Below are 17271 nucleotides of genomic sequence, written 5' to 3'. Positions count from 1 at the left end.
TAATTTCACCGCCTTTTCTTCAACCCGCGGAGGCGGGTTTTGTCTGTGTAGACGCGGTTTCCAACCGCCGGGTTTCCAACCGCCGGGTTTCCAACCGCCCGATTTCCAACCGCCCGGTTTCCAACCGCCCGATTTCCAACCGCCCGATTTCCAAGCACCCAATATTCCACCGCCCAGTTTTCTAATTCCTGCACAATGCTACCTTGGGCATTAATCTATCTAAAATTTGTGCGATCGCAATTACCGTCCAATCAATATCAGCTTCAGTTGTTTCGCGTCCCAGTGTCAAGCGAATTCCACCAACCGCACCGCTTTCGTCATATCCCATTGCCAATAATATCGGACTAGGCGTGAGTTTACCACTGCTACAAGCCGCACCGGAACTAATGCCAATTCCGGCTAAATTTAGCTGTCTCACGAGAGTTTTGCCTGTGATTCTCTCTGTGTCTCTCTTTTGGTAAGGGCGACAGGATGGGGAGACAATGCAAAAACTGGTGTGGTGCGGCAGTCGGTAATATCGATCGCCCGTCGGGACTAAACTGGGTATGTCAGCTAATTTGTCAAAAAGTCGATCGCGCAATCCAATCAACCTCGGCGTTTCCACATCCATTTCCTGCACAGCCAACTCCGCCGCCACTCCAAAACCGACGATAGCGGGCAGTGCTTGCGTCCCTGAACGCAGTTTCAACTCTTGTCCTCCCCCGCCGAACATTGGCACCAATTCTAGTCCTGGACGCACGTACAGCGCCCCTGCACCTTGCGGCCCGTAAAGTTTGTGACTGGAAAGCGAAAGCAAGTCTACGGGCAGTTTTTGCACGTCAATCGGCAATTTACCGGCAACTTGAACTGCATCGGTATGGAACAGGATATTGCGATCGCGCGCAATTTGCGATAATGCTTCTATGGGTTGCAGTGTACCAACTTCGCTTTGTCCGTAGATGATGGAAATTAGCACTGTGTGCGATCGCAGTGATTCTTGCAAATCCAAAGGATGAATTCGCCCATGTTTATCGACTGGTAATCGAGTTACTTCCCATCCCAATTCTTCGAGTTGTCGCACTGGTTCTGATACTGCGGAATGCTCAACACTGGAAATAATGATATGCTGCGGTTTTGTATAAAGACGCGCAACTCCCATAATTGCTAAATTATCCGCTTCAGTGCCGCCCGAAGTAAAAATCATCGATTCCGGTAGCGCGTTAATCAGCCCAGCAACCTGCATTCTGGCTAATTCTAAAGCAGTCGCCGCCCTTTGTCCCCACTCGTGCAAACTAGAAGGATTTCCCCAGTATTGAGTCAGAGCTTTTTGCATAGCATCAATTGCTTCTGGGCGTGTCGGCGTTGTAGCGCTATAGTCGAGGTAAATTTGCATTGCTTTAATTAAATGACGAACTAATAATGAATGATTGACTACCTAATGAATAAAGCACTTATCCTAAAGGCATAAATGATTATTGACTCATGACTCATAATTCTTAAATTATGACTGATAACAATTGCTAACTCCCAACTGCTAACTCCCAACTGTCAACTCCCCGCTGTCAACTGTCAACTCCCCACTGTCAACTGTCAACTATCAACTGTCAACTGTCTAATGACTCCCAGGTTTGCAGACATTGTAGTCTTCATGGGACAAGACTTTTTGGGGAATTAAGAAAGTGCCGCAATCTTCACAAAGCATTCTGTAGTTGCGGGTTACAGGAATACTCACAATCCAGCGGTTGTGACGCAGGCGTTTGCCGCCGAAATCTCTGTAATTCTTATTTTCCCCCAAAGCTGCTATAATAGCGCGAGCTTTAGTAACTACATGGTCAGGCAAACCTCTGAGATCGATCGCATCTCTAGCAAATGATGCTTCCCTCTCTTGTTTTTGGGTCTGTTTTTCGGCCAGCAGTTCAACTGATTGCTGTTGCGCTATCAACTCTTGCGTACACCGATGGCACGCTTTACCATATCCCCTGTGACCACAATCAAAAATTGTTTTTCTTTTAGCCATAAAGCATCAGTATCGGGTTTGACCCACGCCCCTGAATGCTGCTACCCTACCAGTGATGCTTCCGGCATCGAGGCAGTTCTACAAGACGCAAAATCTATTCCCTGTCATAAATTTAATAGTTTTAACTTTCCTCGATCCAATATCTTTCCACTCTGAATAGACTGATGACCTCAATAAAATTTTAAATTTTGTGAATGTACTTTATTATAATTTACCAGGTTTGTGTTGTGTTGGATTGCTGGCGATCGCCCTAGCGGCTTGCGGACAAGCAAAGCAGGACGTGCAGAATTTACCTCCCACTCTCGCTCCGCTGCCTCAAGACCCCTTGTTGCAAGTATACTTCAATCAGTCGCTCACTTCGAGTTATACAGAGCCTTACCGCCCGCAAACTAGACCTGGAGACGATTTAGAAAAGTTAATCGCCGAGGCAGTAGCAAGTGCTGAATCGACGGTAGATATAGCGGTTCAGGAGTTTCGCTTGCCCGGTATTGCACGAAGGTTGGCCGATCGCGCGCGCGCTGGAATTAAAGTCAGATTAATTGTCGAACATCTGTACAATCGCCCTTGGAGCGATTATACAGCCCAGGAGTTGGCAAAGTTACCAGAACGAGAGCGCGATCGCTACAGCGAATTTCTGCAACTAGCCGATACCAATAAAGACGGTAAATTGAGTGCCGAGGAAATCAAGCAAAATGATGCTTTGGTAATTATCCAGGATGCGGGGATTCCTGTCATTGACGATACTGCTGACGGAAGTAAAGGCAGCGGTTTGATGCACCACAAATTTGCAGTAATTGACGGCAAAACAGTCATCGTAACTTCGGCGAATTTTACCACCAGCGATATCCACGGCGATTTCAAAACAGCAGCAAGTCGCGGCAATGCCAACAATCTGCTAAAAATTGACAGCCCTCAATTAGCGCAAATCTTTACTCAAGAATTTAACATCATGTGGGGCGACGGGCCCGGTGGTAAACCGGATAGCAAGTTTGGCATCAAAAAGCCGTTTCGTCAAGTGCAAAAAGTGAGAATTGGTAATGCAACTGTGGCGGTGCAATTTTCACCAACAAGTGCGACTTTGCCTTGGGAACAAAGCGTTAACAGTTTGATAAATCGCACTTTAGCAAAGGCGAAAAAATCTGTTAATTTGGCACTCTTTGTATTTTCGGCGCAGCGGTTGTCAAACACTCTGGAACTTGAATCTAGGCGCGGTGTAGCGGTGCGAGCTTTGATTGACTCAAATTTCATTTATCGCCCTTACAGCGAAGGTTTAGACATGATGGGGGCGACTTTCATGCAGGATTGCGGCGGCTTAGAAGCGGACAATCGCCCGTGGAAAAAGCCGCTGACTACAGTGGGAGTGCCGCTGTTACCAATGGGCGATCGCCTGCACCACAAATTCGGCGTTATCGACGGAAATACCGTGCTGACAGGCTCTCACAACTGGAGTGAGGCTGCAAATCACGGGAATGATGAGACGTTATTGGCGATCGACAGCCCGACGGTTGGGGCCCATTTTGAGCGGGAGTTCGATCGGCTTTACAAAGGTGCAATCTTGGGAATTCCCGCCCGAATCAAACAGAAAATTGACGCTAAGCAAAAAGAGTGTAAATCAGTCCAAGCAACATCAAAACCTGCGAATCCTCAACCGCAAAGTGGTGGTAAAAACTTAATTAATTTGAATAGCGCGACTCAAGAAGAACTAGAAACTTTGCCAGGGGTTGGCCAGAAGTTAGCCGAGAAAATTATTGCAGCGCGGGAAAAGCAGCCTTTTGAGTCTTGGGAGGATGTCGAAAGATTGCCAGGAGTAGGAAACAAGGCTATAGACAAATGGCGCGATCGAGTAACATTTTAAAGTAGGGTGCGTCAGCTATGGTGATTTAATTAATTAATCATCTAGCAACTACAAACCTGCACCATGAATACTTCATTCATTGGTGGAGAGACTAACCAGGAAGGACTAAAGTCCTCACTACAAACCTGCACCATGAATACTTCATTCATTGGTGGAGAGACTAACCAGGAAGGACTAAAGTCCTCACTACAAACCTATTTTATCGATCTTGACAACAGTTAAGCTTTCTAGTTAAACTTACATTCAAATAAAATGCACTTTTTTCATATTGGAGGTATAAAGAGATGAAACGCGCCAGATATTTTACGGGGAAGCGACCAATCAAATTCCTAGCTTTTTTGATTGGTGCAATTTTAGTCACACTAGCAGCTTTCACAGTCAGCGCCCAGCAGACTAGCGAAGCACAATTTCGGGTAAAGAACGAAAACAGTTTTAATATTAACATGATTCAATTCAAGCGCGTTGAATATGTAGGTCAGTGTCCCGGAAGTGGCATCTCCCCTGATTCGCAAAGCGCTCGATTTGTTTCCAGCAAGACTCCCCCCGGCCCTAACAGAAGAGTGCTGATTAAAAATGTGACCGATGGCATGGAAACTGACCCCTATCCTTACACAGATAGAAGTTATGACAAAGGTGAGTTTTCCGAAAGTTTTGGATTTAAGTTAGCAAACAGTCACAAAACAAGAACTTTTTCGGTGTTAGAGGGCGAAAATAAATTTGCCTATGAAATCAAAGAAAATAACCAAATTATAGAACAGGGTGCGCTTACCGCTCAAGTTTCTGTACAAAATTTAGGTACTTTTCCACGTCAGCAAGTTTGTGAGAACAAAGTCACTTCACAATGTCAGGATGATGCTGATTGTCGCGAGAGGAGGCGCAAAGGAAAAAGTTGCAGAATAGAGTGTGTTACTGTTCAAGAGTGTCGCTGTCCGTAATTTTAGGTATGTTGTTGCGCTTCAGCGCTCTTGGCTCTCCTGGGTTTATGGTGGATACGGTATCAGACACAACTGTTCGCGATTCTGTGATGCTCTCTTCGTCAAGGATATGCGGTTTGTTTATCACCACAGACTCAGGAGAGCCACGCTCTTAATATTAAGAGCGCTGAAGCGCAACAACATACCTTTATTTGATCTGACAGTTGCTTCAAGTAACAGGGTGAAAGTAAAATGCCGCAGCTAACACAATATATGTTGCTAAAAGTAGCACTCCTTCCAGCCAATTCGATCGCCCGTCAAGACTAATTAGATTAGCGATTGTCACCGCAATGGCAACTGCAACCACTTCAAACGGATTAAAGTTTAAATCCATCGGCTGATGAATCACGATACCGATAATCACCAACACCGGCGCTACCAGCAAAGCAACTAGCAAACTCGAACCCATCGCCACGGAAACTGACAAATCCATATTATTTTTCATCGCCACTCCCACCGCCGTTACGTATTCCGCCGCACCGCCCACAATCGGCAACAAAATTACACCTGTAAACAGTGGTGTTAATCCCAATCCTTTGGTAGTTTCTTCGACAACGCCCACAAAAATTTCTGATTCAAAAGCAACTGCAACTGTTGAGGCGACTAGCACTCCTATCCACAGCCACAAATTCGGTTTGTGTGCAGTTGATTCATCGGTATTTTCAGAATCTTCTAACTCTAGTATGCCGACTTCGTAAAGATAGCTGTGAGTTTTTAAGGAAAATAGCAGCGTTAGTGCGTAAACTGCAATTAGGACGATCGCAGTTATCAACGAAAGATTCTGAATGGCTGCGGGTTCCACTCCATTCGACGTGTAAATTACCATCGTCGGCAGCAGAATCGCAATCACTGCTAGAGTCATGGTGGAACCGTTCACCCGGGCGATAATTGGCTTAAATTCTTGTTCTTTGTAGCGGATTCCCCCTAGCAGCATGGAAAGTCCCATAACTAAGAGCAAGTTGCTGATAATGGTGCCGGTGATGCTGGCTTTCACGATGTCAATCAAGCCGGCTTTCAGGGCTACTATGGCAATAATTAATTCTGTAGCATTCCCGAAGACTGCATTTAATAAGCCGCCGATGGAGGGCCCTGTGACGATCGCCACTTCTTCTGTTGCTGTGCTCAACCAAATCGCCAGAGGTATAATGCCTAGGGCGGATGTGATGAAAACTACCAGGGAACCCCAGTGCAAATATTCGGCTGCGATGGAAATGGGGATGAAAATTAACAGGGCTATGGAAAGAATTTTTTTGATTGACATAGGGACTCGGATGTGTATTGAAGGTGAGTTCGAGTTGCCAGGGCGATCGCCAAATTGATTTTATATCAATATGCTTGGGATAAGAAGATCGGGCGCTTTCAACCGCCGTGTTATCGGAGAAACAGTGCACCATCATTCCGAATGCTTAAAGATCTTTTATCCAAACCTAAATCATTTGTCTCGTCTAATCTTACTTCTACTGTGCCTTCACCAACGGGTTTTAAACTCGCTTTCAATAATGCGCCGTCTTGTCGCCTAAATACAATGGATGCAGGTAGTGTCAATGCTTGCAGCGCGACTGTTGAATTTTCGGCTAAGCTGCGGCGGTTAGTTTGTCCAACTACTTGATAAAATAGTCGATCGCTGGTTTTATTCGTTAATCTCACATTAGCTTTGCCATTAACGGGAACCATCTTGCCGTCGGGAACTCTTTCTGGTTCGTTAGCTTGGGCAATTTCCCTCGCAAAACTCGCATTGTGACCCAAAGGTAAAAAGCTGTTGCCTGCTAGGGCCAAGGTGACTGCCAGCAGGCTTGCTAGACTGGTTTTGTCGATCGCTAGTTTGCACATTTTTTTGATTGACTTTTGATCTAAAAATTCTAACAAGCAATTTTACCTGATGCTGCTCTCTTCTGGCAAGTCGCCTCAGAAGTCAATCCGAGCTTTTCATAGCTGACGCCTTGATTGTGAAGATGGAAACTGAATATAATAGAAATTTATCGAGCTACCAAAAAATATATTTCTCATTGTGTAGTGCCAGTTAGTGAATTAAATTAAGTTAATGCTTAACCAGAATTGACGTTTGAATAGTATCGTTTTTATGATACCGATTCTGATATATAAATCCGTTTTTATAAAAATGAGGTACGTTGTTGGGCTTCAGCCCTTCTTAGATTTATAACAAGTAGGTACGTTGTTGGGCTTGGGCCCTTCTTAGATTTATTACATAGCAAGTTATGCTGCTAAAAACTGCATTTACGAATTATCTCTCATCTTTTTGAGAAAAGCTATATAGCCTTTCTCAAAAAGATGAGGTATGACTGACAGCTCCTACAACCACTTAATAAACTAAGAGGGCCCAAGCCCAACAACGTACCTAATCTATATAAGAAAAGCTATAATACAAATAATATGGCAGAAGGAAGAATGAAAAAGGCAGAATGAAAAAGGCAGATGGCACCTTAAAAAAGGTACGTTGTTGGGAAAAGAGCGCTCTTTTCCCAACAACGTACCCAAAAAATCCTTTATTGTGACACTGGCATCCTGGACTCAAAAAGGAAGAATGAAAAAGGAAAAATGAAGATTTGCCCCTCTCTCCCCCTCTCCCTTGCCGTCGCAGCTATTCAACCCAACGCACGCGCACAAAATGAGCTTCCCGTCCCCAGAAGTCCTGACTGACAGAAATATCAACAATACTCAAATTAAACGGAATAGCAGTTGTGACGTAGCGCTGAGCCAGAGCTCCCACATCGGGAGCTAACTGAGCTGCTGTCGCCGCCGCCGCACCCAAACCCAAAAGTTGCAGAATGGGCCCCTTCGGTAGAGCTAAATTGATGCCGACAGCAAGTCCAGCAGTCAGCAGCATTGCCACCGACAAGTTGGTGCCACAGCGGGGATGTACGGCTAAATCCCACTCTCCGCTGGCAATCCGCTGCAAAGCTAATTGCACTGCATGACGCAACTGTGCAATGTTAACGCGGCCGTACAGATAAAATCCTTGGTCAGTGGACATTCCGCCCAATAACTGATTATCTGCTCTTGCTGTCGGCGTACCGCCAGATTGGCTGAGTACCCACACCGTAGCGTGTTCCAAAGCATGAACTTGGCGCAAAGTCAAGATTTCCTTCAAACCCGGAACAAAATCTAGCTGTCTTAATAAGTCAGCATCTTGAGTCTGCTGCGGGGCAAAGTCAAAAGGAATTTGGCTGGCGTGCCCAGAACTAGAAGCAGCATTTGTCGTCATGTCAAAAGGCCTCCACTAATGTCCGATCGCAAATTTTAGCAGCGAGATTCAAGGTTGAACGCGCTTGCCTGCCCGAAACTCTCCAGAAAAGCGTCTACCTTTAGCATCTGTAATTACGCCTCTACCGTGAGGCAATCCCTTACGAAATTCGCCTTCGTAGCGAACGCCGTTGGGGAAACTGCAACTACCTTTACCGTCTAGCTTTTCGTTGAAAAACTGACCGTCGCAGCGAGTGCCGTCCGATCGAGTAAACACTCCGCGACCAAATGGGTTTCCTGCGAAAAATTGTCCGGCGTAGCGATCGCCCGTGGCAAAGATAAATTGCCCTTGACCGTGTGGCTGACTGCTTGGAGCGCTGCCACCTACTTGTTGAACAATTTCAAATGTTCCTCTGTAGCGATCGCCCGTGGCAAAAATAGCTTCTCCCCTAACGATCAGACCGTTGCGGAACTCTCCTACCATGCGGTCATCGTTGGCGAACAGGAATGTGCCTTGACCGTTGGGCACGCCGTTACGAAACTGTCCTTCATAGCGATCGCCCTTGGAGTATACGTATATTCCTTGTCCCTGAGGTCTGCCGTTGACGAAAGTTCCTTCATAATTGTCGCCATTTTCGTAGTTGCACTTGACTCTACCGTTCGGGGGAGAGCCTTCGCAAACCGGAGGGCGCTTTTGTTCTGCTGCTGGCGCCGCCAATGACGATTTAGTATTGGCTAGCAGTGAGAGGCATCCTACCCCCGTGCCAACCAACATGAATATTCCGAGTTGTTTAATTGAGCGAAGCATGACGGTTCTCAATTTTTTTTCTAAGGATTGAGCTAAATTTTGCATTAAATTGGGTTCTGGGCAACTCGGGGAGATTTTTCTCCCACAATTTTAGAAACCTCTACACCGTTTTCTTCTAGAACCACAATCGGATCGGCTCCTGATTTGAAATCAACCCGTTTGATTAGCACCTGCCCGCTGGCAATCCGCTGTCCTACTTTGATATATCGACTTGTTGGCTCGTTAGGTGCTTTCACAATTACCAGTATGTCATTACCAACTCTGACTACGCCACTAACTTCAACTCCTTTGGCATTGTCTGTCGAAGGCGGTGGCGGTGGTGGTGCGGGGGGTGGTGGTGGATTCGGGTCTTGCCACGAGGGCGGCGGTGTTAATTCCGGCAGCTTGGGCAGACCGGGCAATTCTCTGGTGGCGATATTGGGAATGTTGGGAGGGCGGGGCGGGCCGGGCGGGCGGGCGGCGATCGCTGGCGGGCGTCCCGGTGTTGCTCCTGGCCGTCCCGGTGTCTGGGCCGGTCGTCGCGTCCCTTGGGGGCCTGCCGTCGTGCCTCTTGGGAAGCCCGGTATAGAGGGAACTCCCGGTATTGATGATGCCGGAGTTCCTGCTATATCTGGGGAACCTGCTGGTCTGGCTCCGGGGCGTCCTGGTCTGGTACCGGTACCGCCGGTGCTGCCTGTTGGGAAGCCCGGTATAGAAGGCACTCCCGGTATTGATGCCGGATTTCCCGCAACGTTTGGGGCACCTGCCGGTCTGGATCCGGGGCGTCCGGTGCCGCCGGTTGAGCCTGCTGGAATGCCCGGTATTGACGGCGGATTTCCTGCGACGTTTGGGGAGCCTGCTGGTCTCGCTCCGGGGCGTCCGGGAGCTGCTTGGGGACGCGCTGAAATTGGCGGCCGCCATTGGGGTACGGGGGTTAGCGGCAGGTTGGGAAGACTTGACACCTGTGCGGGGCTTTGAGCTTTGGGAAGTTCGGCAACTGTGCCGCCGCCCGGTGCCCTTTTCGATCCCGGTACTGGCGTCCACCGAGGTGGGTTTCTCTCGTCTGGCAGCTTGGGCAGACTTGGAACTTGTCTGACTGGGAGGTTGGGGAGTTCGTTGCCCGCTGTCCCGCCACCGTCTGTTTTGAGTGGTTGAGGGGGAAGGACTGAGAATGGGTCATTTGCTTGGCCGGGGACAGATGTCTGTGGAATTGCCCTTGGGGCTGTCTTTTTGCCATCAATGTCTGCTTGAGCTTGTCTGGCGCGATCGTCAGGGTTTGTCGATCGGATCAAGCCGGGGGGCTGGGCCGCTACTACTGGAGAGGGGAATGTCTGAGCTCCTGGTGTGGGACTTGCCACACCCCCGGTCGTTCCGGGAGCGTTGGCTGCTGGTGCCCCTGGTGTTGCACCCGGACTGATACTAGGACTAGGAGTGGGACTGGCTGTGTCGCCACCCCCGTCGCCGCCGCATCCCCCGATCGAGAAAGCCAGCATTCCTATAGTTGCAAAATATAAAAGTTTACGCATTACCGATCGTCCCCAAACGCCTGACTTTTAAGTGATCCAAATGGCAATTGCAGTTGCTGCCATTTGCCGCTTTTCAGTTTACCTGGTTTGATGGTATGCGATCGCTTTTAAATTGCCAAGTTTTCCGGACGATTTGATATTGAGGCGGGCCCTGGGTTTTCAAGAGCAGGTTAGGATATCAATGGTGGTGGTTCTTGCACATATTTAACTAATTAGGGCATGGTTATGGTGGCAAAAGTGATTCTGAAACGGATTTGGCGATCGGGCATTGTTTCTGTGGCTGTTTTGGTAGGTCTGGGATCGGTGGGAAGCGGCAATGTGAATGCTCATTCACATCAGCCAGAAACAAAGGTGATGGCATTGGTGCCACTTGTGAGTTCCCAGCAGCACGCGCGGCGGAGCTATCCCGAAGGGAATCGCACTTTAACAGCAGCCTCGGAAGCCACAAGTGGCAATGTGTATTCTCAGTTTCGCAGGGGCACCTCAAATCCTGGTGCCCAACCGCCAGCCAATCAACCAGCCTCTGGTGGGAATCAAAAGGTATTTCAAGCGAAAATCAAGCGCCGCGCGGGTGGGACACCTGTGATTGATGTGGTATTTAACGGTAACAAGACTTTTGAAATGATTGTCGATACCGGGGCGAGCGGCACTTTAATTACTCAGCGGATGGCTACTGCACTGGGAGTGAGGCAAGTGGGCACTGGGAGAGCGGGGATCGCTGACGGTAGCATTGTCGAGTTCCCCATTGGTTTGGTGCGATCGATTCGGGTTGGGGGTGCTGCCATCCAAAATGTCGAAGTGGCGATCGCCAAACAAATGGAAATTGGTCTCCTCGGTCACGATTTCTTTGGCAATTACGATGTGAAAATCAAAAAAGATGTTGTAGAGTTTTATGTCCGCTGAAACTGAGACAATTCAGAAACCAATTTTTATTTGCATACTGTTAAAGTTATTCGCAGCCCGGTCAAGGCTGTTTAATTTATTTTTTGAGCCACTAGCAAAATACGACCAAGTGTGGTATTGTTTTGAGTGTTTCCAGAGCAGTTTACCGTTGAACAATCCGGGAAAATCCGGCTGTCAAAGCACGGCCACTGTTGGCGCTATCGAGTAACAGTATCCAACGGTGGATTCAGAGTTCAAGTCAAGGCAATCAATTAGACAATTTGCCGATCGGGTGGAAATTAGTTTCCAAAATGCTGTGGCTGGGGGAATTATTGTTCGTGTTGTTGGGCCGCTGTACAAAATATATGAGCGGAAGATGTTCCGCAAAATCGGCAATAATGACGATCGAGAAATTAATTATTGTAAATAGGGTATTGGCATGGCACAAACGTCTGTATCTCCTGTAGTGCTGATTATTCTAGATGGCTGGGGTTATCGTGAAGAAAAAGACGGAAATGCGATCGCCTTAGCGAAAACACCCGTGATGGACAGTCTCTGGGCAGCTTATCCCAGAACTCTGATTAACACATCAGGTCGGGCGGTAGGGCTTCCAGACGGGCAAATGGGCAACTCGGAAGTCGGTCACTTAAATCTCGGCGCCGGCCGCGTGGTTCCTCAAGAGTTAGTGCGAATCTCGGATGCTGTCGAAGATGGTTCTTTGCTCGACAACCGGGCGCTGGTTAAACTTTGCGAGGAAGTGCGCCGTCGGGGCGGCAAGTTACACCTGACCGGTCTTTGTTCCGAGGGTGGGGTACACTCGCACCTGAGTCACATTTTGGGTTTGCTACAGCTAGCAAAAGCACAGGGAATTTCTGAAGTTTGCATCCACGCGATTACAGACGGCCGCGATACTACTCCGAAAGAGGGTGTAGAAGCTCTCAGCAAGATAGAAGGTTATATCAAACAAGTAGGAGTGGGTCGGATTGCTACCATCAGCGGCCGCTATTACGCGATGGACAGAGACAAACGCTGGGATCGGGTGAGCCGCGCTTATGAGGTAATGACGGTTGAGAGCGCACCTGATGGTCGATCGGCAGTTGATGTGTTGCAGGCCTCCTATGCTGAAGGAGTAACCGACGAGTTTGCAGTTCCGACTCGCATTGCCCCGGGAGCGGTGGCATCCGGGGATGGGATGATTTTCTTCAATTTTCGACCGGACAGGGCTAGAGAGTTGACTCAGGCTTTTGTAGCGCCAGATTTTAAGGGCTTTGAACGGCAGTTAATTGAGCCGCTGACCTTTGCGAGTTTTACTCAGTACGACCCCAAACTGTCGTCGGTACTGGTGGCTTTTGAACCCCAGAATTTGAACAATATTCTGGGTGAGGTGATTTCTAAGCACGGTTTGCGACAGTTGCGGACAGCGGAAACTGAAAAGTACGCTCACGTGACTTATTTTTTTAATGGGGGTCTGGAAGAGCCTTTTGAGGGGGAAGACCGCGAAATGGTGCAGAGTCCGATGGTGGCGACTTACGATGAGGCGCCGGAGATGTCGGCCGCTGAGGTGACGGATGTGGCGCTGGAGGCTTTGTCCAAGCGGATTTATTCGTTTGTGGTGCTTAACTACGCTAACCCGGATATGGTTGGTCATACGGGGATGCTGGATGCGACGATAATTGCGGTTCAAACTGTGGATAAATGTTTGGGGCGGCTGTTGACCGGGATTTCCCAAGCTGGGGGAACGGCAATTATTATTGCTGACCACGGAAATGCTGAGGTGATGTTCGACGAGAACGGGAATCCTTGGACGGCTCACACTACTAACCCGGTGCCCTTTATTCTAATAGAAGGCGAAGGTCTGAAAATTCCAGGTCACGGAGGGAATGTTGCTCTCAGGGCGGACGGCTGTTTGGCCGATGTGGCGCCGACGATTTTGGAGCTGTTGAGGTTGCCTCAGCCCCCGGAGATGACTGGAAAGTCTATGATTCAAGCTGCTGAATTTGAAGTTCGGGCTAATCGCACTCCGGTGCGGGTGCGGCTTTAGGAAGTCTGGGCTACAGGTAGGTAGGGTTAGGCAAGGTACGTAGTTGGGCTTCAGCCCTCTTTAGACATATATACAAAGAGGGCTAAAGCCCAACTACGTACCTATCTCTCTCCTGACTATAAAACCCCCCTGCTTTTTAAGGATGATTTAGGGGATCGGGCCTCGACTGCCCGGTTGTGTGCGATCGACTAAATTTGATATGATAATGAATTACCGATTACTAATTACCAATTAGCCCAAATTATGAATATTGTTTCTGTGTTACAAGTTATCTGGTCTTTGTCTGCTTTAGGACTTGTGGTTTTTGTATTGCTCCACAGTCCTAAAGGCGATGGCATTGGAGGAATTGGCGGACAAGCTCAATTATTTACCAGCGCTAAGAGTGCGGAAACAACTCTCAATCGGATTACTTGGGGTCTGTCTATTGTGTTTATGGGTTTGACTATTATTTTGAGTGCTGGTTGGTTGACTCCTAAGTTGTAAGATTAGGATTTTTAACCGCAGATGTAGGCAGATAAACACAGATTAACGCAGATGAAGTTGATATAATTTGTATTCATCTGCGCTTATTTGTGTGTATCTGCGGTCTGAAAAATGCGGTTGTGGAAAGTTTCGATAAAAGCTCGATTGCTGGCTGGTTTGGGATTGACTTTATGTTGTTTTAGTCTCATAATTTTTACTCAGGTTAATGCTCCGGCGGCGAGTCTTTCTCTTTCTCCTCTCCCAAATACTTGGCCCTCTCCACAGGTTCATCCTTTACCACCAACGCTGGCTAATTGGCAAGATGCAACTAATAGCGGCGATTATTTCGATCGCATTAAACAGCCAAATGTCGGTCATTTGCTATGGTCGAAGTTCCCGATTCAGGTGTATGTGGAGCGTCCGGTAGATGGGAATAAGTCTGAAGAATGGATAGCAGCGGTGTTGGGTGTTGTGCGGGAATGGGGGGTTTATTTGCCTTTGCAAGTCGTGGATAGTTCCGAGGCGGCTGATATTAGAATTTTACGTCAGGCTCCGCCTTTGCGTCAAGGGCTTTTGCGATCGCGATCGGGGGAATCCACCTATGAGTTGTACAATCGTCGGGATGGGGATAAAACAGTTTTATCTCATCGGTTTGCGGTTTATTTGAATCCGAATCAAGTGGGTAAGTATGTTCCGGCGACGGCGCGGCATGAGTTGGGGCACGCTTTGGGAATTTGGGGCCACAGTTTGCTGGAAACTGATGTGCTTTATTTTTCTCAGGTGCGGAATCCTCCGGCTATTTCTGCGAGGGATGTTAATACTTTGAAGCGGCTTTACGAACAGCCAACTCGGTTGGGATGGGAATTATAGTTTAAACCACAAATTCCCGGCGATTGGAAATCGCGTCTACACAAACGAAGTCCACCTGCGTGGACTAAGAGAAGATTCCGATTAGTTATTAATAGCAAAGAGAAAAAATATGAAAGATGAAGCTTTTGGCATTGTGCCAGTTTTTGCGACTGAAACTGATAGTTTGTTTTTGTTGATTCAACATCAAGCCGGACATTGGGCGTTTCCTAAAGGTCACGCGAATCCGGGGGAATCTGCGCTAGAAACGGCGAAGCGGGAGTTTGAGGAGGAAACTGGCATCCGCGATTGTGAAGTGGTTGAGGAGCCTAGTTTTGTGGAAAGTTATTCCTTTGTTAAGGAAGGGAAGCCTAGTTCTGTGCAACATTATTCCTCTGCTAAGGAAGGGGAATCAATTGAAAAGACTGTTACTTACTTTTTGGCTTTTGTAAATTCAATGGAAGTTCAGTTGCAAGTAGAGGAAGTTCAGAATCATGCTTGGAGTTCTTTTGAGGATGCAGTCAAGCAGATTACTTTTGATGGGAATCGGCAAATCTTGAGGGAAGTTAAAGCTTTTTTGGACGGCAAAAAAAAGAGTTAATATCAAATCTCCTTATCTACCCATAATTAAGTTTGTAGTAAGGACTTTAGTCCTATCTTAAAACTTTTATTCGCTAAGGACTGAAGTGGGTGCATCTCACTTTTGAAGAGGGCGAAGCATGACCGCATATAAGTTATTAGTTATAATCTCCTATTTTCTGCGGTCATGCTTCGCCCCTACGGATATATTCGCCAAAATGAGATGCACCCACTGAAGTTATTACTACAAACAAATTGTTCTGTTAGATACCCGACTTCTTCAAGAAGTCGGGTATCTAGGTTTTCTGTGAGATTATTTGTTAATTTTCTGGGCTTTGGCGTGATGTTGCAGGCGAGCGAAAACATTGTAGGCGGCGGGGCCTGGATTACCGTGTTCTAGAGCGCCGTCGATGGGGCCGTCGATGGCTTTCCAAGCTGGAATTCCGCCTTTTAGTTCGGCGACTTTTCTAAAGCCTGCTGCGCGCAGAAGATTGGCGGCTTCTGCTGTTTGTTCGTCGGTTTCGGCGTAGATGTAGATGTCGCGAACGGGTTCTAGGCTGGCTTTTGCTCGATCGACTAATTCGTCCATTGGCATTGGTACGGCGCCGGTAATGCGACTTTTATCGAAGCTTTCAAAATCGCGGGCGTCGATGATTGTCAGTCCGGGTTCGCCCCAATCTAAGCGGGCTTTGAGGTCGTGGCTGGATACTTGGGCTTTTAAACTGGGAGGGGTGGGAGTCAAATCTGGCAGTTTTTCTTTGATGTCTGCAATTTGGTCTGGAATAGTTTTCATGGGTAAAATTCTCTTCAATGCTTTGATTGCAATGTAACAAGATGTTTCGGTTGAATTCGTCTTTCTAAAGGCTGAATTGGGGATTGAACTAAAGTCGCAGTTAATCTGAATTGCTCGTGGTTGACTGTGGTTCGGAGCGCTATATTTGCTGAGGTTGCTAAGTTTTCAGTTGACAGTTGACAGTTGACAGTTGACAGTTGACAGTTGACTTCGGAGGGCGAGCTCTACCTGGAAGTCCGAGGATTGGAATAATGAATCGTCTGATTTTAATTTCTCCCGGGCTTGGGGCTTTAAACCAATTCTTTCTGGTAAGTGGGGTTGATTCCGATTGTTTTGATGGAAATGTACGATCGCTCTTATTGAGTGTAGATATTTTGAAGTGCGATCGATTGTCCAATCAGTCATTGTATCAAATACTCAGATTTTAGTCAATGCCAATTATTTTAAAATGAAGTTTGCATGGGTTGTGCGCGGTCTCGCGCGCTATTTTGCTGAGAAGTTGAGATGTTTTTTAACAAAATTTCTGGTAAGATTTGATACTAACAATAGGGATTTAAAGGTATGGATATGTCTGAGCAAAATGAAATTGCTGTGTCTAAAACTTTGACACCGGAAGAGCAAGCGGTTTGGGATGCGAAGGCGAAAGTTCGGGTATTGCTGAATTTGTGGGATTTGGGTGGCGGTCAGATTCCGGTTAAAAAGGGGGATTTGACTAAGCGGATTGTTCGCACTAATGAGACGAGTCAGAGGTATCTGGAAGTGCTCGCCCAGTTGCAGGAATCTGGGGCGATCGAGTATTCGCTGGTAAATCGGGTGACGCGGGTGGAGTTGAGCGCGAAGGGGAAAGAGGTTTTAGCGCAGGGCTTGAAAAGTCGGGATTCTCTGTTTGAGTTTGATGGTTCTCAAATCGGTACTCGGCTGGGAAATGCTCTGCTGAAGTGGATTCGGCATCAGGATGGTGCGGCGAGTGTTGCTGTGGAGACGGGGAAAAAGGATGCAGGGGCGATCGCCTCCTATGACGATTTTAAGGCTGTGGCGATCGATGTGTATGACAGCTTGAACCGGGATTATAACTTAGACGATTTAGTGCCGATTTATCGGATGCGACGGGCGATCGGGGAAAGAGTTGGGCGATCGGAGTTCAATGAGTGGCTGTTGGAAATGCAGGCTAATGACATTTTTCAGCTAATGGCAGGGGAAACGCCAGACATCACCCCAGATAAACGTGAAGACTCAATCATCATTCCTGGTGGTACATTGCGTTACTACGCCAAGCGCTTAAATCCATAAAATTGTTCTCAATCTTTTTGTAGTTCGTTACCTCACACC

19 protein-coding genes are annotated in these 17271 nt (G+C 47.5%); 10 read left to right on the top strand and 9 right to left on the bottom strand.

What is annotated here, in order from left to right:
- Positions 1–185: hypothetical protein (locus JGK07_RS23070; RefSeq protein WP_293192742.1), on the top strand; the 185-nt coding region annotated here is incomplete at its 5' end.
- Here JGK07_RS23070 and JGK07_RS23065 read toward each other — a convergent pair.
- The gene (locus JGK07_RS23065; protein WP_293186779.1) at positions 182–1372 is read right to left on the bottom strand and encodes a cysteine desulfurase family protein; all 1191 of its coding nucleotides are present in this window, start codon (positions 1370–1372) and stop codon (positions 182–184) included. The genes JGK07_RS23070 and JGK07_RS23065 overlap by 4 nt on opposite strands.
- 219 nt (positions 1373–1591) lie before the next feature.
- Entirely contained in the window at positions 1592–1996 is a 405-nt protein-coding gene (locus JGK07_RS23060; RefSeq protein ID WP_293186780.1) for a hypothetical protein, read from the bottom strand.
- A gap of 190 nt (positions 1997–2186) precedes the next feature.
- Here JGK07_RS23060 and JGK07_RS23055 point away from each other — a divergent pair, with 190 nt between their 5' ends.
- Positions 2187–3851, top strand: coding sequence for a DUF655 domain-containing protein (locus tag JGK07_RS23055; protein ID WP_293225923.1), 1665 nt, complete (start codon positions 2187–2189; stop codon positions 3849–3851).
- 284 nt (positions 3852–4135) lie between these two features.
- Complete coding sequence (locus JGK07_RS23050; protein WP_293208548.1) at positions 4136–4786, top strand: hypothetical protein; 651 nt, start codon at positions 4136–4138, stop codon at positions 4784–4786.
- Between the two features lie 208 nt (positions 4787–4994).
- Here the strand turns inward: JGK07_RS23050 and cax are convergent, their stop codons facing one another.
- The 5 genes from cax to JGK07_RS23025 form a co-directional block, all read right to left on the bottom strand.
- Entirely contained in the window at positions 4995–6086 is a 1092-nt protein-coding gene (gene cax, locus JGK07_RS23045; RefSeq protein ID WP_293186783.1) for a calcium/proton exchanger, read from the bottom strand.
- Positions 6087–6196: 110 nt separating this feature from the next.
- Entirely contained in the window at positions 6197–6655 is a 459-nt protein-coding gene (locus JGK07_RS23040) for a hypothetical protein (RefSeq protein WP_293192750.1), read from the bottom strand.
- Between the two features lie 769 nt (positions 6656–7424).
- The gene (locus JGK07_RS23035) at positions 7425–8048 is read right to left on the bottom strand and encodes a DUF6391 domain-containing protein (RefSeq protein ID WP_293186785.1); all 624 of its coding nucleotides are present in this window, start codon (positions 8046–8048) and stop codon (positions 7425–7427) included.
- A 48-nt stretch (positions 8049–8096) separates the two neighbouring features.
- The gene (locus JGK07_RS23030) at positions 8097–8834 is read right to left on the bottom strand and encodes an MORN motif-containing protein (RefSeq protein WP_293155568.1); all 738 of its coding nucleotides are present in this window, start codon (positions 8832–8834) and stop codon (positions 8097–8099) included.
- 44 nt (positions 8835–8878) lie between these two features.
- Complete coding sequence (locus JGK07_RS23025) at positions 8879–10339, bottom strand: hypothetical protein (protein WP_293186787.1); 1461 nt, start codon at positions 10337–10339, stop codon at positions 8879–8881.
- A gap of 225 nt (positions 10340–10564) precedes the next feature.
- On the opposite strand from JGK07_RS23025, the gene JGK07_RS23020 reads away from it, so the two are divergent.
- From JGK07_RS23020 to JGK07_RS22995, 6 genes are all read left to right on the top strand, one after another.
- The gene (locus JGK07_RS23020) at positions 10565–11242 is read left to right on the top strand and encodes a retropepsin-like aspartic protease (protein WP_293186788.1); all 678 of its coding nucleotides are present in this window, start codon (positions 10565–10567) and stop codon (positions 11240–11242) included.
- A 220-nt stretch (positions 11243–11462) separates the two neighbouring features.
- A complete protein-coding gene (locus JGK07_RS23015; protein WP_293186789.1) occupies positions 11463–11651 on the top strand; it encodes a hypothetical protein in 189 nt (62 codons plus the stop codon).
- A gap of 9 nt (positions 11652–11660) precedes the next feature.
- A complete protein-coding gene (gene gpmI, locus JGK07_RS23010) occupies positions 11661–13262 on the top strand; it encodes a 2,3-bisphosphoglycerate-independent phosphoglycerate mutase (protein ID WP_293208539.1) in 1602 nt (533 codons plus the stop codon).
- A 243-nt stretch (positions 13263–13505) separates the two neighbouring features.
- Positions 13506–13745 carry a preprotein translocase subunit SecG gene (gene secG / locus JGK07_RS23005; RefSeq protein ID WP_293155559.1) on the top strand — a complete coding sequence of 80 codons (240 nt, stop codon included), beginning with the start codon at positions 13506–13508 and terminating at the stop codon, positions 13743–13745.
- A gap of 111 nt (positions 13746–13856) precedes the next feature.
- Positions 13857–14594 carry a peptidase gene (locus JGK07_RS23000; RefSeq protein WP_293186791.1) on the top strand — a complete coding sequence of 246 codons (738 nt, stop codon included), beginning with the start codon at positions 13857–13859 and terminating at the stop codon, positions 14592–14594.
- A 109-nt stretch (positions 14595–14703) separates the two neighbouring features.
- Positions 14704–15171: an NUDIX domain-containing protein gene (locus tag JGK07_RS22995; RefSeq protein ID WP_293186792.1), complete on the top strand. Its 468-nt coding sequence runs from the start codon at positions 14704–14706 to the stop codon at positions 15169–15171.
- A gap of 291 nt (positions 15172–15462) precedes the next feature.
- On the opposite strand, the gene JGK07_RS22990 is transcribed toward JGK07_RS22995, so the two are convergent.
- Together JGK07_RS22990 and JGK07_RS22985 are read right to left on the bottom strand one after the other, a co-directional pair.
- On the bottom strand, positions 15463–15942 hold the full coding sequence (locus tag JGK07_RS22990) for a rhodanese-like domain-containing protein (protein WP_293186793.1): 480 nt from the start codon (positions 15940–15942) through the stop codon (positions 15463–15465).
- 165 nt (positions 15943–16107) lie between these two features.
- Complete coding sequence (locus JGK07_RS22985; protein WP_293186794.1) at positions 16108–16347, bottom strand: hypothetical protein; 240 nt, start codon at positions 16345–16347, stop codon at positions 16108–16110.
- Between the two features lie 162 nt (positions 16348–16509).
- Here JGK07_RS22985 and JGK07_RS22980 point away from each other — a divergent pair, with 162 nt between their 5' ends.
- Complete coding sequence (locus JGK07_RS22980; RefSeq protein ID WP_293186795.1) at positions 16510–17232, top strand: hypothetical protein; 723 nt, start codon at positions 16510–16512, stop codon at positions 17230–17232.
- The last annotated feature ends 39 nt before the right edge of the window (positions 17233–17271 follow it).

It is taken from the genome of Microcoleus sp. PH2017_24_DOB_U_A, assembly GCF_020738205.1.
Taxonomy (GTDB): Bacteria; Cyanobacteriota; Cyanobacteriia; order Cyanobacteriales; family Microcoleaceae; genus Microcoleus.
The sequence above is the reverse complement of the archived record's forward strand: the minus strand, read 5'-3'. Positions and strand labels throughout refer to the sequence as shown.

Bases quoted from the DNA above. Each gene is read 5' to 3' on its own strand.
- JGK07_RS23065 (WP_293186779.1), bottom strand. From the start codon at position 1,372: ATGCAAATTTACCTCGACTATAGCGCTACAACGCCGACACGCCCAGAA.
- JGK07_RS23060 (WP_293186780.1), bottom strand. From the start codon at position 1,996: ATGGCTAAAAGAAAAACAATTTTTGATTGTGGTCACAGGGGATATGGT.
- JGK07_RS23050 (WP_293208548.1), top strand. From the start codon at position 4,136: ATGAAACGCGCCAGATATTTTACGGGGAAGCGACCAATCAAATTCCTA.
- cax (WP_293186783.1), bottom strand. From the start codon at position 6,086: ATGTCAATCAAAAAAATTCTTTCCATAGCCCTGTTAATTTTCATCCCC.
- JGK07_RS23040 (WP_293192750.1), bottom strand. From the start codon at position 6,655: ATGTGCAAACTAGCGATCGACAAAACCAGTCTAGCAAGCCTGCTGGCA.
- JGK07_RS23035 (WP_293186785.1), bottom strand. From the start codon at position 8,048: ATGACGACAAATGCTGCTTCTAGTTCTGGGCACGCCAGCCAAATTCCT.
- JGK07_RS23030 (WP_293155568.1), bottom strand. From the start codon at position 8,834: ATGCTTCGCTCAATTAAACAACTCGGAATATTCATGTTGGTTGGCACG.
- JGK07_RS23025 (WP_293186787.1), bottom strand. From the start codon at position 10,339: ATGCGTAAACTTTTATATTTTGCAACTATAGGAATGCTGGCTTTCTCG.
- JGK07_RS23020 (WP_293186788.1), top strand. From the start codon at position 10,565: ATGGTGGCAAAAGTGATTCTGAAACGGATTTGGCGATCGGGCATTGTT.
- gpmI (WP_293208539.1), top strand. From the start codon at position 11,661: ATGGCACAAACGTCTGTATCTCCTGTAGTGCTGATTATTCTAGATGGC.
- secG (WP_293155559.1), top strand. From the start codon at position 13,506: ATGAATATTGTTTCTGTGTTACAAGTTATCTGGTCTTTGTCTGCTTTA.
- JGK07_RS23000 (WP_293186791.1), top strand. From the start codon at position 13,857: ATGCGGTTGTGGAAAGTTTCGATAAAAGCTCGATTGCTGGCTGGTTTG.
- JGK07_RS22995 (WP_293186792.1), top strand. From the start codon at position 14,704: ATGAAAGATGAAGCTTTTGGCATTGTGCCAGTTTTTGCGACTGAAACT.
- JGK07_RS22990 (WP_293186793.1), bottom strand. From the start codon at position 15,942: ATGAAAACTATTCCAGACCAAATTGCAGACATCAAAGAAAAACTGCCA.
- JGK07_RS22985 (WP_293186794.1), bottom strand. From the start codon at position 16,347: ATGACTGATTGGACAATCGATCGCACTTCAAAATATCTACACTCAATA.
- JGK07_RS22980 (WP_293186795.1), top strand. From the start codon at position 16,510: ATGTCTGAGCAAAATGAAATTGCTGTGTCTAAAACTTTGACACCGGAA.